The 15,143-nt window shown below is 66.2% G+C and carries 12 protein-coding genes; 11 read left to right on the forward strand and 1 reads right to left on the reverse strand.

Features of this window, described 5'->3' with window-relative positions; translation table 11 throughout:
• The first annotated feature begins 23 nt into the window (after window positions 1-23).
• The 8 genes from ABE464_RS01690 (at window position 24) to guaA (ending at window position 10,957) form a co-directional block, all read left to right on the forward strand.
• Window positions 24-662: a tetratricopeptide repeat protein gene (locus ABE464_RS01690; RefSeq protein ID WP_346470455.1), complete on the forward strand. Its 639-nt coding sequence runs from the start codon at window positions 24-26 to the stop codon at window positions 660-662.
• The gene (gene bamB / locus ABE464_RS01695) at window positions 662-1,870 is read left to right on the forward strand and encodes an outer membrane protein assembly factor BamB (protein WP_346470456.1); all 1,209 of its coding nucleotides are present in this window, start codon (window positions 662-664) and stop codon (window positions 1,868-1,870) included. The genes ABE464_RS01690 and bamB overlap by 1 nt, the downstream gene beginning before the upstream one ends.
• 12 nt (window positions 1,871-1,882) lie before the next feature.
• On the forward strand, window positions 1,883-3,274 hold the full coding sequence (der, locus tag ABE464_RS01700; protein WP_259261070.1) for a ribosome biogenesis GTPase Der: 1,392 nt from the start codon (window positions 1,883-1,885) through the stop codon (window positions 3,272-3,274).
• Window positions 3,275-3,347: 73 nt separating this feature from the next.
• Window positions 3,348-4,484, forward strand: a complete 1,137-nt coding sequence (gene moeB / locus ABE464_RS01705; protein WP_346470457.1) for a molybdopterin-synthase adenylyltransferase MoeB — start codon at window positions 3,348-3,350, stop codon at window positions 4,482-4,484.
• A 236-nt stretch (window positions 4,485-4,720) separates the two neighbouring features.
• Window positions 4,721-6,547 carry a monovalent cation:proton antiporter-2 (CPA2) family protein gene (locus tag ABE464_RS01710; protein WP_346470458.1) on the forward strand — a complete coding sequence of 609 codons (1,827 nt, stop codon included), beginning with the start codon at window positions 4,721-4,723 and terminating at the stop codon, window positions 6,545-6,547.
• A 146-nt stretch (window positions 6,548-6,693) separates the two neighbouring features.
• On the forward strand, window positions 6,694-7,593 hold the full coding sequence (folD, locus tag ABE464_RS01715; protein ID WP_346470459.1) for a bifunctional methylenetetrahydrofolate dehydrogenase/methenyltetrahydrofolate cyclohydrolase FolD: 900 nt from the start codon (window positions 6,694-6,696) through the stop codon (window positions 7,591-7,593).
• A gap of 229 nt (window positions 7,594-7,822) precedes the next feature.
• Entirely contained in the window at window positions 7,823-9,280 is a 1,458-nt protein-coding gene (gene guaB, locus ABE464_RS01720) for an IMP dehydrogenase (RefSeq protein ID WP_026069766.1), read from the forward strand.
• Window positions 9,281-9,391: 111 nt separating this feature from the next.
• Window positions 9,392-10,957 (forward strand): glutamine-hydrolyzing GMP synthase, encoded by a 1,566-nt coding sequence (gene guaA, locus ABE464_RS01725; RefSeq protein WP_346470460.1) that lies wholly within the window; start codon window positions 9,392-9,394, stop codon window positions 10,955-10,957.
• A gap of 145 nt (window positions 10,958-11,102) precedes the next feature.
• On the opposite strand, the gene ABE464_RS01730 is transcribed toward guaA, so the two are convergent.
• Window positions 11,103-11,990: a LysR family transcriptional regulator gene (locus tag ABE464_RS01730; protein WP_346470461.1), complete on the reverse strand. Its 888-nt coding sequence runs from the start codon at window positions 11,988-11,990 to the stop codon at window positions 11,103-11,105.
• A gap of 76 nt (window positions 11,991-12,066) precedes the next feature.
• Here ABE464_RS01730 and ABE464_RS01735 point away from each other — a divergent pair, with 76 nt between their 5' ends.
• The 3 genes from ABE464_RS01735 (at window position 12,067) to ABE464_RS01745 (ending at window position 15,129) form a co-directional block, all read left to right on the forward strand.
• Window positions 12,067-12,534 carry a PACE efflux transporter gene (locus ABE464_RS01735; protein ID WP_346470462.1) on the forward strand — a complete coding sequence of 156 codons (468 nt, stop codon included), beginning with the start codon at window positions 12,067-12,069 and terminating at the stop codon, window positions 12,532-12,534.
• A 130-nt stretch (window positions 12,535-12,664) separates the two neighbouring features.
• Window positions 12,665-13,657, forward strand: coding sequence for a M20/M25/M40 family metallo-hydrolase (locus ABE464_RS01740; RefSeq protein WP_346470463.1), 993 nt, complete (start codon window positions 12,665-12,667; stop codon window positions 13,655-13,657).
• Window positions 13,585-15,129, forward strand: a complete 1,545-nt coding sequence (locus ABE464_RS01745) for a hypothetical protein (protein WP_346470464.1) — start codon at window positions 13,585-13,587, stop codon at window positions 15,127-15,129. Before ABE464_RS01740 ends, ABE464_RS01745 begins: the two co-directional genes overlap by 73 nt.
• The last annotated feature ends 14 nt before the right edge of the window (window positions 15,130-15,143 follow it).

Below are 15,143 nucleotides of genomic sequence, written 5' to 3' on the forward strand. Positions count from 1 at the left end.
TTACGGGCGGGGCGAGAGTACGCATGGCGATCGACGACCTGCTCGACGAGCACGAACAAAGTGAACGCGTCCGCAGCTGGCTGCGGAAGAACGGTGTCAGCATCCTGGCCGGTGTCGCCATCGCGATCGGTGGCATCTGGGGCTGGAAGGAATGGCAGACCCGGCACAGCAACAGCCTGGCCGGTGCCAACGTCCAGTACCAGGTCGTGCTCAAGAGCCTGGAAGACAAGGATCTGGAGCAGGCGGCCAAGGGCGTGAAGGCGCTCGAAAGCGGCAAGGCCAACATCTATGCCGATCTGGCTGCGCTGCAGCTGGCCAAGGCCCAGGTCGATGCCGGCAAGAACGAAGACGCGCTGGCGACCCTGCGCGCGATCAAGGCCGACCCCGAATTCAAGCCGGTGATCGAGCAGCGCGTCGCGCGCCTGCTGGTGGCCACCGGCAAGACCGAGGATGCGATCAAGCAGCTCGGCACCGCAACCGACAGCACCAGCCTGGAAATCCATGGCGATGCGCTGATGGCGCAGGGCAAGCGTGATGCGGCCCGCGAACAGTATGAGAAGGCGCTCAAGACGCTGGACGTGGCAGCGCCCCAGCGGCGCCTGCTGGAAACCAAGTTGACGGATGCCGGTGGCACCGTCACCGATCCTGCGGAGTCGGTGTAATGAATCAGATGCTCATGATCAAGCGCGTTGCCACGGTTGCCCTGTTGGGCATGGCCCTGACCGGCTGCAGCACGATGAAGGGCTGGTTCGCCGGCAAAGATGCCGCGGCCAAGAAGGCGCTGGAACCGGCCGAGCTGGTCAAGTTCGATGCCACCACCAAGGTGGACCGGATCTGGTCGGCCAACGTGGGCAAGGGCGAAAAGCGCATCGGCGTCCGTCAGGGTCCGGTGGTCGCCGATGGTCGCGTCTATGCCGCCGCGATCTACGGTGGCGTGCATGCTATCGACCTGCAGACCGGCAAGAAGGTCTGGACCTACGAGCCGGCCAAGGAAAAGAAGAAGCCCAAGCTTCGCTTGTCCGGTGGCCCGGGCGTCGGTGAAGGCCTGGTCGTCATCGGTACGCTGGATGGTCAGGTCATCGCCCTGAACGCGGCCGACGGCACGGAAAAGTGGCGTGCCAAGGTGCCGGGTGAAGTGATTTCCGCCCCGGCCGTCGGCCAGGGCATGGTGTTCGTGCGCAGCAACGACGGTCGCGTGACCGGTCTGGATGTCGAGAACGGCACCCAGCGCTGGTTCAACCCGCGTGAGCTGCCGGCGCTGACCGTGCGTGGCAATGCCCCGGTCGTGACCGGCCCGGGCGTGCTGTTCATCGGCAACGACGATGGCTCGATCGCCGCGCTGGCCATGCAGGACGGCCGCACGCTGTGGGACCAGATGGTCGGCACCGGCGAAGGCCGCACCGAGCTGGAGCGCATGGCCGATATCGACGGCGCACCGGTCCTGGAAGGCAATACGCTGTACGTCAGCAGTTTCAAGAACCAGACCATGGCGATCGAAGGCCCGACCGGCCGTCCGCTGTGGGCGCGTGATCATGGCGGCGCCGGTGGCGTGGCCCTGACCTCGAGCAATGTGTTCGTCACCGACAACAAGGGCGGCGTGTTCGGCCTGGACAAGACCAGCGGTTCGGCCATGTGGTCGCAGACGGGCCTGGCCCGTCGTTCGCTGACCGGTCCGGTCATCCACGGCGATTACGTTGTGGTCGGTGATTACAAGGGGTATCTGCACTGGTTGCGGACCGATAACGGTGAGTTCGCGGCGCGCGCCAAGAGTGGCGGCGACGCCCTCCTGGCACAGCCGGTGGTCGCTGATGGGATTCTGCTGGTGCAGAACGTTGATGGAAAGCTGACCGCATTCCGGTTGGCACAATAAGGAGTTACCGCGATGCTGCCCTTGGTCGCCCTGGTTGGACGGCCGAATGTCGGCAAGTCCACGCTGTTCAATGCGTTTACCCGTACGCGCGACGCGCTGGTCCACGACCAGCCCGGCGTGACCCGGGACCGTAATTACGGTGTTTGTCGTCTTGATGAAGATCACCCGTTCCTGGTGGTCGATACCGGTGGTATCGCCGGTGAAGAAGAAGGTCTGGCCGGCGCTACCGCCCGCCAGGCCCGCGCCGCCGCCGCGGAAGCGGATCTGATTCTGTTCGTGGTCGATGCCCGTGAGGGCCCGATGGACGACGAGATCCTGTCCTGGCTGCGCAAACTGGCCCGTCCGACCCTGCTGCTGATCAACAAGATCGACGGCATGAACGAAGACACCGTGCGTTCGGAATTTGCCCGTTACGGCTTCAGCGAAATGCTGACCGTCTCGGCCGCGCACCGTCAGGGCCTGGATGATCTGCTGGACGAGGTCGTGGAACGGTTGCCGGAAGAGGGCACCACCGAGACCCTGGACACTGACCCGAACCGCATTCGCATCGCCTTCGTCGGCCGCCCCAACGTGGGCAAGTCGACGCTGGTCAATCGTCTGCTCGGCGAAGAGCGGATGATCGCCTCCGAAGTGCCCGGTACCACCCGCGATTCGATCGCGGTGGACATGGAGCGCGACGGGCGTGAGTACCGCCTGATCGATACCGCTGGCCTGCGTCGCAAGGCGCGCGTCGAGGAAGTGGTCGAGAAGTTCAGCGTCATCAAGACCCTGCAGGCCATCGAGCAATGCCAGGTTGCGGTGCTGATGCTCGATGCCTCTGAAGGCGTCACCGATCAGGACGCCAGCGTGCTGGGTGCGGTGCTCGATGCCGGCCGTGCGTTGGTGGTGGCGATCAACAAGTGGGATGGCCTGACCGATTACCAGCGCGAGCAGGCTGAAGCGCTGGTCTCGCGCAAGCTCGGCTTCGTGCCGTGGGCGGAAGTGGTGCGCATCTCGGCCAAGCACGGCTCCGGCCTGCGTGAGCTGTTCCGCTGCATCCACGCCGCGCATGCCTCGGCAACGCATGAGTTCAGTACCAGCGAAGTCAACAAGGCGCTGGAAACGGCCTACGAGACCAACCCGCCGCCGGCGATCCGTGGTCACGTATCCAAGCTGCGTTACGTGCATCCGGGCGGTTCCAACCCGCCGACCTTCATCGTCCACGGCACCCGTCTCAAAGACCTGCCGGAGTCGTACAAGCGCTACCTGGAGAACTTTTTCCGCAAGCGCTTCAAGCTGGTCGGCACGCCCGTGCAGTTCATCTTCCGCGAGGGTGTGAATCCCTACGAAGGCAAGAAGAACGTGCTCACCGAACGTCAGCTCAAGCGCAAGCGCCGCTTGATCAAGCACGTCAAGGGTAAGTGATCCAACGAAGAGCCGGCGCAAGCCGGCTCTTTTCGTTGGGGCGGCCGGAGCGCCCGTGCGCGATAATCCCCGCATGAGCACGATCCCCGAACTCACCCCGGCGCAGGCCCGGGAACGCCTCGCCCATGGCGCACTGCTGATCGACATTCGTGAGGCGCACGAGCGTGCCACCGGCATGGCCGAAGGTGCGCTCGGCATCGCCAAGGGCGATCTCCTGGCAGAACCCGGCACGAACCTGCCGTCAGCCGAGCGCGAGGTCGTCCTGATCTGCCAGAGCGGCAAGCGTTCGATGGAGGCCGCAAACGTCCTGGCCGGTCTCGGCTACACGCAAATCGCCTCCGTCCACGGCGGCACGACCGCCTGGCGCGCTGACGGGCTGCCATTGGTGCAGCCGATGCAGAGTGATGCCGAGCGTGACTTCAACGAACGGTACTCGCGTCACCTGCTCCTGCCGCAGGTCGGTATCGAAGGCCAGAAGACGCTGCTCGCCTCACGCGTGCTGGTGCTCGGCGCCGGCGGTCTGGGTGCACCGGCCAGCTTCTACCTGGCCGCGGCCGGGGTAGGGCACCTGCGCATCGCCGATGACGACGTGGTGGACCGCAGCAACCTGCATCGGCAGATCATCCACACCGATGCCAGCGTAGGTGAGCCCAAGGTGCGCTCCGCGCGTGCCCGCCTGCTCGCGCTCAATCCCTCGCTGGACGTGGAGGCCGTGCAGGCACGGGTCACCTCCGACAACATCGATACGCTGCTCGAGGGTGTCGATGTGGTCCTGGATGGCTCGGACAACTTCCCGCTGCGTTATCTGCTCAACGATGCCTGCCTCCAGCATGGCATTCCGCTGGTGTATGGCGCGGTGGAGCGCTTTACCGGCCAGGTCAGCGTGTTCGATGCCGGTCGCCAGCGTGGCACCGCGCCGTGCTACCGCTGCCTGTTCCCCGAGCCGCCGCCGCCCGAGTTCGCGCCCAACTGCTCGGAGGCGGGGGTCCTTGGCGTCTTGCCGGGCATGGTCGGCCTGCTGCAGGCCACCGAAGTGCTCAAGCTCCTGCTCGGCATCGGCGAGCCACTGATCGGTCGCCTGCTGACCTTCGATGCGCTGGGCATGCGCTTCCGCGAGACGCGGCTGCGTCCGGATCCGGCCTGTCCGCTCTGTGCCCCCGGGCGCGACTTCCCCGGGTACATCGATTACGCCGCCTTCTGCAGCGCCTGACAGGTAGGGCGTAGATCCACGCCCTGCGTGGATGCGGTTCGCGAGGGGGCCGGGTGAGGTCAGCCACGCAGGGCGTGGCTCTAGCGCTGGGTTCAGTCGCGATTTCGGGACGATCTGGCATCCAGGTTCAATATCGTTCTGAATTCAGCACGATAAAACGCATCATCCGCGCTGTTGCCCTTCAACCCTTTGCCCTATCGTTGATGCATCTTTTTGTAGTCCGGGGAAACAACCGCATGGCGGTGGAAGCAGGTGCCAGTGAATTGGTGAAAGTGGTCGCCCTGCTCGGTGCGGCAGTGGTCATGGTGCCGCTGTTCCGCCGGCTGGGGTTGGGCTCCGTGTTGGGCTATTTCGCCGCCGGCCTGGCCATCGGCCCGTTCGGGTTTGGTTGGTTCTCCGATCCCCAGGCGATCCTGCATACCGCCGAGCTCGGCGTGGTGATGTTCCTGTTCGTGATCGGCCTGGAGATGCGGCCCTCGCATCTGTGGAGCCTGCGCAACGAGATCTTTGGTCTGGGCACGCTGCAGATCGTGGTCTGCGGCGCGCTGCTGACCGGTGTGTGCATGCTGCTCGGCTTCCCGTTGCCGGTCGCCTTCATCGGCGCCGCCGGGTTCGTGCTGACCTCCACCGCGGTGGTGATGCAGTTGCTGGCCGAGCGCGGTGACATTGCCCTGCCGAGCGGCCAGAAAATCGTCTCGATCCTGCTGTTCGAAGATCTACTGATCGTCCCGTTGCTGGCAGTGGTCGCCTTCATGGCGCCGGTGCACAGTGATGCCGGCGAGAGTTCGCGCTGGGTCACCGTCGGCATCGCCGCGGGTGCGATTGTCGGCCTCGTGCTGGTCGGCCGCTTCCTGCTCAATCCGCTGTTCCGCATCCTTGCCGCCGCCAAGGCACGTGAAGTGATGACCGCAGCCGCGCTGCTGGTCGTGCTTGGCGCCGCGCTGCTGATGCAACTGGGCGGATTGTCGATGGCGATGGGCGCATTCCTCGCGGGCGTGCTGCTCAGCGAATCCACCTTCCGCCACCAGATCGAAGCGGACATCGAGCCGTTCCGCGGCATTCTGCTCGGGTTGTTCTTCCTCAGCGTCGGCATGGCGCTGGACCTCACGGTCGTCGCCAACAACTGGCCGCTGATCGTCTCGGGCGTGTTCGCGCTGATGTTCGCCAAGGCGATCTGCATCTACGTGGTCGCGCGCATCCTCGGCAGCGATCATCGCCAGGCGCTGGACCGTGGCGTGGTGATGGCGCAGGGCGGCGAGTTCGCCTTCGTGCTGTTTTCCGCTGCGGCGGTGGCGGGTGTGATCGACGTGCAGGTCAACGCTAACTTCACCGCGATCGTCGTGCTTTCGATGGCGCTGACCCCGCTGTTCGTGCTGCTGCACGACAAGCTGATGCCGGACCGCGAGGTGTCGCTGGATGGGGTGGAAGAAGCTGACGGCCTGTCCGGCAGCGTGCTGCTGATCGGCTTCGGGCGCTTCGGCCAGGTGGCCAGTCAGTCGCTGCTGGCGCGCGATGTGGATGTCACCATCATCGACAACGACGTGGACATGATCCACAACGCCGAGCGCTTCGGGTTCAAGATCTACTACGGAGATGGCACGCGCCTGGACGTGCTGCATGCCTCCGGTGCGGCGTCGGCGCGGGCGATCGCGGTGTGCGTCAACAACGACCAGGATGCTGATCGCATCGTGGAGCTGGTCACCCACGAATTCCCCCAGGCCAAGCTGCTGGTGCGCTCGTTCGATCGCGAGCATTCGCTGCGCCTGATCCACGCCGGCGTGGACTTCCAGATCCGCGAGACCTTCGAGTCGGCGCTTCAGTTCGGCCAGGCTGCGCTGATGGAGCTGGGCGCAGACCCGGATGATGCACGCGAGATCGCCGAGCAGATCCGCGTGCGCGATGCCGAGCGCTTCGAGCTGGAAATGGCCGGTGGCAGCCTGCGCGCAGGCGCGCACATGGTGTTCGGCAGCGCGTTGCCGGGCGTGCCCACGCCTACGCCGTTTACTGCACCCAAGCGCAAGGCGCGCACGCTCAATGCGGACCAGGTGCCCGAAGAAGAGTGAGGATGGTAGTGCCGGCCGCTGGCCGGCACCCAGGTGGCGCTGCCCGGGCGAGCGTGGCTGCCGGCCAGCGGCCTGCACGACCGGTGTCCGCCGCAGGCCGAATCGGGGACAATAGACGACCGTCGCCCCCACGCCTGCCGCCCTCGATGAGCTCACCGACCCCCGACACCGTCTCTTCCGCCCGCATTCTCGACGGCCGCCGCATCGCCGAAGACCTGCTGGACAGCCTCAAGGTCCGGGTCGATGCCCGCCTGGCTGCCGGTGGCAGCCGTCCGGGCCTGGCCGTGGTGCTGGTCGGTGGCGACCCGGCCTCGACCGTGTACGTGCGCAACAAGCGCCGTGCGGCCGAGAAAGTGGGTATCGAAGCCTTCGATTACGATCTGCCGGCCGGCACCACCGAGGCCGAGCTGCTGACCCTGATCGATCAGCTCAACGCCGATTCGAAGATCCACGGCATCCTGGTCCAGCTGCCGCTGCCGGGCATTCCGGATGCCAATCGCCTGATCCACCGCATCGACCCGCGCAAGGATGTGGACGGCTTCCACCCGGAAAACGTCGGCCATCTGGCCCTGCGTGAGTTCGGCCTGCGCCCGTGCACCCCGCGCGGCATCGTGACCCTGCTGGGCCACACCGACCAGCCGGTGCGCGGTCGCAACGCCACCATCGTCGGCGTCAGCAACCACGTCGGCCGCCCGATGGGGCTGGAGCTGCTGATCGCCGGTTGCACCGTGACCAGTTGCCACAAATTCACCCCCAAGGACGTGCTGGAGCAGTCGGTCCGCAACGCCGACATCCTGGTGGTCGCCGTCGGCCGCCCTGGCATCGTCCCGGGGGAGTGGGTCAAGCCGGGCGCCGTGGTGATCGACGTGGGCATCAACCGCCTGGACGATGGCCGCCTGGTCGGCGATGTCGGCTTCGAGGCTGCCGCCCAGCGCGCCAGCTGGATCACGCCTGTACCGGGTGGGGTAGGGCCGATGACCGTGGCCACGTTGATGCAGAACACCATCGAGGCGGCAGAAGGGTACGCGTCCGCGCATTCGCGCTGACGCTCCCAAGATTTGCTGCGCAAACCTTGGGCCCCCACTTACCAGCACCCACGCCCCCGCCGCTTCGCGGCCGCCCCCGAACTTCGGGGGCTCTCCCCCTTCCGGGACGGCGGGCGGCCCATGGCTGAACCGCAGGGCTGGGCACGCGACACAGCGTCGCATCCGCCCCCTGCCAAAGACGCCCGAATCAGGGTAAAATGTCGCGCTTCCCCACATCTCGGGTATGCCGATGCTGCGCATCCAGGCTGAAGCTCTCACCTACGACGACGTCTCCCTCGTCCCCGCTCATTCCATCATCCTGCCCAAGGATGTCAGTCTGGAAACGCGCCTGACGCGCGACCTGCGGCTGAAGCTTCCGATCCTCTCGGCCGCCATGGATACCGTCACCGAAGCCCGCCTGGCGATCGCCATGGCCCAGCTCGGCGGCATGGGCATCATCCACAAGAATCTGAGCGTCGAGCAGCAGGCTGCCGAAGTCGCCAAGGTCAAGAAGTTCGAGGCCGGCGTCATCCGCGACCCGATCACCGTCGGCCCGGAAACCACCATCCGCGACGTGTTGGCCCTGACCCAGGCGCGCAACATCTCCGGCGTGCCGGTGGTGGACGGCGGCGGCCAGCTGGTCGGCATCGTCACCCATCGTGACATGCGCTTCGAGACCGAGCTGGACGATCCGGTCCGCCACATCATGACCAAGAAGGATCGCCTGATCACGGTCAAGGAAGGCGCGGCCTCCGATGAAGTGCTGCAGCTGCTGCACCGCAACCGCATCGAGAAGATCCTGGTCGTCAACGATGATTTCGCGCTGCGCGGCCTGATCACCGTCAAGGACATCCAGAAGAACACCGATTACCCGAACGCCGCCAAGGACACCGCCACCCGCCTGCTGGTCGGCGCGGCCGTCGGCGTCGGTGGCGATACCGACCGCCGGGTCGAGGCGCTGGTCGCCGCCGGGGTGGACGTGCTGGTGGTCGACACCGCGCACGGCCACTCGCAGGGCGTGCTGGACCGCGTCAGCTGGGTCAAGAAGCACTTCCCGCAGGTGCAGGTCGTCGGTGGCAACATCTGCACCGGTGAAGCCGCACTGGCGCTGCTGGACAGCGGCGCGGACGCGGTCAAGGTCGGCATCGGCCCGGGTTCGATCTGCACCACGCGCGTCGTCGCTGGCGTCGGCGTGCCGCAGATCACTGCGATCGACCTGGTCGCCGAGGCGCTGCAGGACCGCATCCCGCTGATCGCCGACGGTGGCATCCGTTACTCCGGTGATATCGGCAAGGCGCTCGCCGCCGGTGCCTCCACCATCATGATCGGTGGCCTGCTGGCCGGTACCGAGGAATCGCCCGGCGAGACCGAACTGTTCCAGGGCCGCTCCTACAAGAGCTACCGCGGCATGGGCTCGCTGGCCGCGATGGAGAAGGGGTCCAAGGACCGCTACTTCCAGGATGCCTCCAGCGCCGACAAGCTGGTGCCCGAAGGTATCGAAGGCCGCGTCCCGTATCGCGGCCCGGTCGGCGGCATCATCCACCAGCTGATGGGCGGCCTGCGCGCCACCATGGGCTATGTGGGCTGCGGCACCGTCGAAGACATGCGCAGCAAGCCGAAGTTCGTCAAGATCAGCGGCGCCGGCCAACGTGAGAGCCACGTCCACGACGTGCAGATCACCAAAGAGCCGCCGAACTACCGCGCCTGACGCGGCATGAGCAGAGAGGAACGAGGAAGCTGATTCCCGTTCCTCTTTCTCTATCCGCCGCCGGTAACGACGCTGTGTTTCCCGTATTTACTCCTGCATTGCCCGGGCACCATGACCAACATCCATAACGACAAGATCCTCATCCTCGATTTCGGCGCCCAGTACACCCAGCTGATCGCGCGTCGCATCCGCGAGCTCGGCGTGTACTGCGAGATCTCGGCATGGGACCACAACCCGGCTGACATCGCCGCGTTCGGCGCCAAGGGCATCATCCTGTCCGGTGGCCCGGAATCGACCACGCTGCCGGGCGCGCCTGCCGCGCCGCAGGAAGTGTTCGACAGCGGCCTGCCGATTTTCGGCATCTGCTACGGCATGCAGACCCTGGCCGCCCAGCTCGGCGGTGCCACCGAAGCGGCCGACCAGCGTGAGTTCGGCCATGCCGAAGTCAACGTCGTCGCCCCGGATGCGCTGTTCAAGGGCCTGAGCGACCACGGCGGCGAGCCGAAGTTGAATGTCTGGATGAGCCACGGCGACCACGTCTCCGTCGCGCCCCCGGGCTTCACCGTCACCGCCGTGACCGATCGCATCCCGGTGGCCGCGATGGCCAACGAAGAGAAGCGCTGGTACGGCGTGCAGTTCCACCCGGAAGTGACCCACACCCTGCAGGGCCAGGCGCTGCTGCGCCGCTTCGTGGTGGACGTGTGCGGCTGCGAGACCCTGTGGACCGCGGCCAACATCATCGACGACCAGATCGCCCGCGTGCGCGAGCAGGTCGGCGATGACGAAGTGATTCTGGGCCTGTCCGGCGGCGTCGATTCGTCCGTCGTGGCCGCGCTGCTGCACAAGGCGATCGGCGACAAGCTGACCTGCGTGTTCGTCGATACCGGTCTGCTGCGCTGGCAGGAAGGCGACCAGGTGATGGCGATGTTCGCCGAGCACATGGGCGTCAAGGTGATCCGCGTCAACGCGGCCGACCGTTACTTCGCCAAGCTGGAAGGCGTCAGCGACCCGGAAGCCAAGCGCAAGATCATCGGCAACCTGTTCGTGGACATCTTCGATGAAGAATCCACCAAGCTGAAGAACGCCAAGTGGCTGGCGCAGGGCACCATCTACCCCGACGTGATCGAGTCGGCCGGCAGCAAGACCGGCAAGGCGCACGTGATCAAGAGCCACCACAACGTCGGCGGCCTGCCCGAGCACATGAAGCTGGGCCTGGTCGAGCCGCTGCGCGAGCTGTTCAAGGACGAGGTGCGTCGCCTCGGCGTCGAACTCGGCCTGCCGCGCAGCATGGTCTACCGCCATCCGTTCCCGGGCCCGGGCCTGGGCGTGCGCATCCTCGGCGAAGTGAAACGCGAATACGCCGAACTGCTGGCCAAGGCCGATGCGATCTTCATCGACGAACTGCGCAAGGCCGATCTGTACGACAAGACCAGCCAGGCGTTCGCGGTGTTCCTGCCGGTGAAGTCGGTGGGCGTGGTCGGTGATGCGCGTGCGTATGAGTGGGTGATCGCGCTGCGTGCGGTGGAGACCATCGATTTCATGACGGCGCATTGGGCGCACCTGCCGTATGACTTCCTGGGCACGGTGAGCAACCGGATCATCAATGAGCTGCGGGGGGTGTCGCGGGTGGTTTATGACATCTCGGGGAAGCCGCCGGCGACGATCGAATGGGAGTGAGTCCGGGTCCAGCGTTGGCTGGTATCCAGATGTCCTGACCTACAAGGAAGCCCGCAGAAATGCGGGCTTTTTCGTTTCTTTCTGCTTACATGGCATGCAAGAGCACGGCAGTCGGCATTCCGCTCCGCTGCGTTTCCGCCTCACGTCAGTGGGGGTCCTGGCGCATCAGCGCGATCACGTCGCCAGCGGCCCGTCGCACCGGCTTTCTGCGCAGCCACACCAGATGCACCGGCATCGTGACGCCGTTGGCCAGGTTGTCGAACGCGAGCACTCTCACGCGACCAGCAGCAACGGCGACCTCAACAACATCCATAGGCAGGTTCGCCCAGCCGGCGCCGCACGCCACCAGGCCCAACGCCGCTTCAACCGAGTCCACGTGCCATCGGGCATCGGAGACCAGCAGCCGCCGGTCTGCGACAGCGTCGTCGGGTCCAGCGATGACGATCTGGCGGCTGCCGCTGAGATCCTCCAAGCGCCGCAGGTCTGCCGGGAGGCCGGGCGTATCCGCCGTGGCCGAAGCGACGGCGACGAAAAGCATGTCGGCGACATGGGTAAAGGCTTCTTCCCGATCCACCTCTGTAGAGACGGGCAGCAGGGCCAGATCGGCCTGTTCCTGGTGCAGCCTCTCCCGGACCTGGTCCTGGGGCAGTCGCAGCAGGTTCACCCGCAGCAGCGGGTACCGGGAGCCTACCTGCGCCAGTGCCGCCAACATCGCCTCGTCTGGAACACCGGCGGCGACGGCGACCGTCAGGGTGCTCTCCAGATCCTGCGACAGCTCCACGGCATGGATCTGCAGCAACCGCAGCCTGCTGGCGACGGAACGTGCGTGGGGCACCAGGGCCAGCGCTTGTGCGGTCGGCAACGCCTCGCGGCGCGAGCGGTCGAACAGGGGGTAGCCCAATCCGGCCTCGATGTTGGCGATGCCCATGCTCACGGCGGACGGCACCCGGCGCAACGCCCGGGCCGCGCCGGAGAAAGAGCCGTGGTCGACCACCGCGAGGAAGAGATCGATGTCGTCGCTGGACAGGGACATATATCTGTCAGTGCTTCTGAAAGGAGATGACTTTTTCAATCAACCTTTCTGAATATAGCATCCACACCCTTCGCCAGTGACCAAGCAGGAGGATGTGATGCAGGGAGTAAAACGCAAGGTGATCTACGTCGGGGGCTATGAGCTTCTGGGACTGGTGGTGGGGACGATGGTCATGACCGTGCTGACGGGCAAGTCACCGGCGACGACAGGGCTGCTGGCGCTGATGATCACGGGGATCGCCACGGTATGGAACGTGAGCTTCAACTACCTGTTCGAGGCATGGGAGCGACGGCAACGCGACCGGACGCGGACGGTACGCCGACGCGTCCTGCATGCCGTAGCGTTCCAGCTCACCCTGGTGTGTTTTCTGGTCCCGCTCATCGCGTGGTGGCTGGGCATTACGCTGATCCAGGCATTTGTCCTGGACCTGGTGTTCATCGTCTACATCCCTTTCTATACGTTAGCCTACAACTGGGCGTTCGACCGTTGCTTCGGCGTTCCCAGTTCCGCGGTGAATCACGAGGGGAACCCGCATCTTGGCTGATCAGAAAATTGTTTGACAGATCGGAAATTGCTTTGTAATCCTGTGAAGGACACCCTTGCTGGATTGCCCCTGTGCTCGTTTTCCCGCTCTTCTGCAGCCTGGCGAATGACCTGGACCACGGGGTGCGCGCATGAGCGCGCTCCGCTCATCCCGCGGCGCCGCACGCTACACGCTGCCACTGCTGCTCCTCAGCATCGTCATCGCCGCATGGTCCGCCTGGAGCGCCCAGAAGACTCCGCCCGCGCAGCCGGCCAGCATCGCCACCACCGAGTTCTCGGCGGCACGCGCGATGCAGCATCTGGGTTGGATCGCGGCCGAACCGCATCCCACCGGCTCGGTGGCGGCCGCGAAGGTTCGCGACCAGTTGGTGCATCACCTGCAGCAGGCCGGACTCCAGGTATCCGTGCAGCGTGGCCAGGCGGCTGCCGAGTACGGCAAGGGCGACGGTCGCGGTGTGCGGGCGGCCAATGTCGAGAACGTGGTTGCGGTATTGCCGGGCCGCGATCGCAGCCTGCCGGCGGTGCTGCTGATGGCGCACTACGATACCGTTCCCCATTCGCCCGGCGCAGCCGACGATGGCCTCGGGGTGGCGGTGATGCTGGAGATCTCGCGTGCGCTGCAAGGGGACGTGCGACAGCGTGACGTGGTCTTCCTGTTCACCGATGCGGAGGAGGCCGGCCTGCTCGGCGCGCGTGCGTTCTTCGCCTCGCATCCGCTGTCGTCGCGTATCGGCACGGTCATCAATCTGGAAGCCCGCGGCAGCAGTGGCCGTGCGGTGCTGTTTGAAACCGGGCCGGGCAACGCGGCGCTGCTCAGCACGTTCGCCAAACTCGCGCCGCAGCCGCTGGGCAACTCGCTGACCGGCTTCGTCTACCGCTACATGCCCAACGGCACCGACTTCACGGTGCCGGCGCAGAAAGGTATTCCCGGCCTCAATTTCGCGATCATCGGCAGCCAGATCGACTATCACGCCGCGACCGCGAGCGTGGCCAATCTCGACCCGGGCAGCGTGCAGCACATGGGCGCCCAGGTGCTGCCGCTGGTGCGCCGTTGGCCAGCTCGGCAACCCTGCCGACTGCTACCCACGATGCAATCTACAGCGATCTTCCCGGCGGCTGGATGATCAGTGTGCCGACGTGGTCAGGCTGGTGCGTGCTGGCGTTCGGGTTGCTGGTCATTGTCGTGGTCGCACGCCGTGCCACGTTCAACCAGGGTGGATGGCGCGGCGTGGTCAGTGGCGTGGCGGGGTGGCCGCTGGCGCTGCTGTCCGTCGCGCTGGCCGTACGTGTGTCGTACCGGTTGCTGGGCGGCGGCGATGCCACGCTGGTGAACAACCGGGATCTGCTGGCGGCATTCTCCACGCTGGCGGCAGGCGAGGGGCTGTTGGCAATCGGCGTGGTGCTGGCGTTGGGCGCACTGCTGGCCTGCAAGGCGGCACGCAAACCGGCTGCCGCACTGGCGCTGCTGGCCGGTGCGGCAGCCTCGCTGCGGGGTGGGGTCGATGTGATCGGGCTGGTGCTCGGCGTGCTGGTGGCACTGCTGGCCTGGACCAGCGCGGGGACCGCTGCGCGCGGTGAAAGCGTGCGGCTGGGTGCCTTGCTGGTGGCCTGGATCGTCGGTGCGGCCGTGCAGGTGCTGGCGCCCGAGCTGGCGCCGTTGCTGCTGTGGCCGCTGTTGGCGGTGGCTGCGGTGGTGTGGCTGCTGCCGGCGCATGCGCCGGTGACCGCATTGCGTGTCCTTGCCGCGGCAGTGATCACCGCGTTTGCTTTGGCGCACGTCTTCCATTTCGCGTTGCAACTGTTCGAGGCCATCGGCTTCGGAACGCCGGAGGTGTTGGCATTGCCGTTCGCGTGGCTGGCTGTACTGCTGCTGCCGTGGGTACGTGTGGCCGAGGGTGGGCGCGGCTTGGCGATTGCTGCGCTGGTGACGCTGCTGGCGGCTGCGGGTCTGCTGGCTGCCGCGTCATTCATCCAGGCGGACCGCACGCGCTATCCCGAACTGTCCCAGGTGCTGTTCGTCGCGGATCCAGACAACCAGTACTACCACCGCGTCAGTTCACTGCCGCAGTTGTCTGACTGGAGCCGGCGTGCGTTGGGCGGCGCGCAGGGTGAGCCTGTCCGCCTGCCGATCCCTGCAATGGATCTGACGGCTGTCTGGGCGACCAGGGCCGAGGCCATTGCGGTGCCGGGGCCGGTGCGTTTCGAGCGTTCCTACGATGCCGATACCGGCCAGTCGATACTGCGCGTGCTGGCACCGGCAGGCACACGCGAACTCCGCGTACGGCTCAAGAGCGGGGCCGTCGTTCGCAATGTGCAGCTGCAGGGCGAGGACGCGCCCCTGCTGGACGAGGCGGACCGCTGGTCGCGGTTGCGTTGGCAGGCACCGGGTCCGGACGGAATCGAGCTGCGCTGGCCGGCGGACAGTGGCCCGGTGGAGGTGCAGGCCGCGGCCGGGATCGATGGCTGGCCGAGGGATGCGGCTCCCTTGCCGGCGCGGTCGCCACACATCGTGCCGTGGTCGACCTCGGACATGACCTGGATTCTTGGCGCGACGCGCGTAAGCCAGGCGGGCGGAGCGCCCCAGGACGGGAGGTAATACGCCCGGCGGCG

The organism is Stenotrophomonas sp. TWI587, assembly GCF_039674145.1.
Taxonomy (GTDB): Bacteria; Pseudomonadota; Gammaproteobacteria; order Xanthomonadales; family Xanthomonadaceae; genus Stenotrophomonas; species Stenotrophomonas maltophilia_AY.

Coding starts and splice junctions, on each gene's coding strand:
- ABE464_RS01690 (WP_346470455.1), top strand. CDS start 24: ATGGCGATCGACGACCTGCTCGACGAGCACGAACAAAGTGAACGCGTC.
- bamB (WP_346470456.1), top strand. CDS start 662: ATGAATCAGATGCTCATGATCAAGCGCGTTGCCACGGTTGCCCTGTTG.
- der (WP_259261070.1), top strand. CDS start 1,883: ATGCTGCCCTTGGTCGCCCTGGTTGGACGGCCGAATGTCGGCAAGTCC.
- moeB (WP_346470457.1), top strand. CDS start 3,348: ATGAGCACGATCCCCGAACTCACCCCGGCGCAGGCCCGGGAACGCCTC.
- ABE464_RS01710 (WP_346470458.1), top strand. CDS start 4,721: ATGGCGGTGGAAGCAGGTGCCAGTGAATTGGTGAAAGTGGTCGCCCTG.
- folD (WP_346470459.1), top strand. CDS start 6,694: ATGAGCTCACCGACCCCCGACACCGTCTCTTCCGCCCGCATTCTCGAC.
- guaB (WP_026069766.1), top strand. CDS start 7,823: ATGCTGCGCATCCAGGCTGAAGCTCTCACCTACGACGACGTCTCCCTC.
- guaA (WP_346470460.1), top strand. CDS start 9,392: ATGACCAACATCCATAACGACAAGATCCTCATCCTCGATTTCGGCGCC.
- ABE464_RS01730 (WP_346470461.1), bottom strand. CDS start 11,990: ATGTCCCTGTCCAGCGACGACATCGATCTCTTCCTCGCGGTGGTCGAC.
- ABE464_RS01740 (WP_346470463.1), top strand. CDS start 12,665: ATGAGCGCGCTCCGCTCATCCCGCGGCGCCGCACGCTACACGCTGCCA.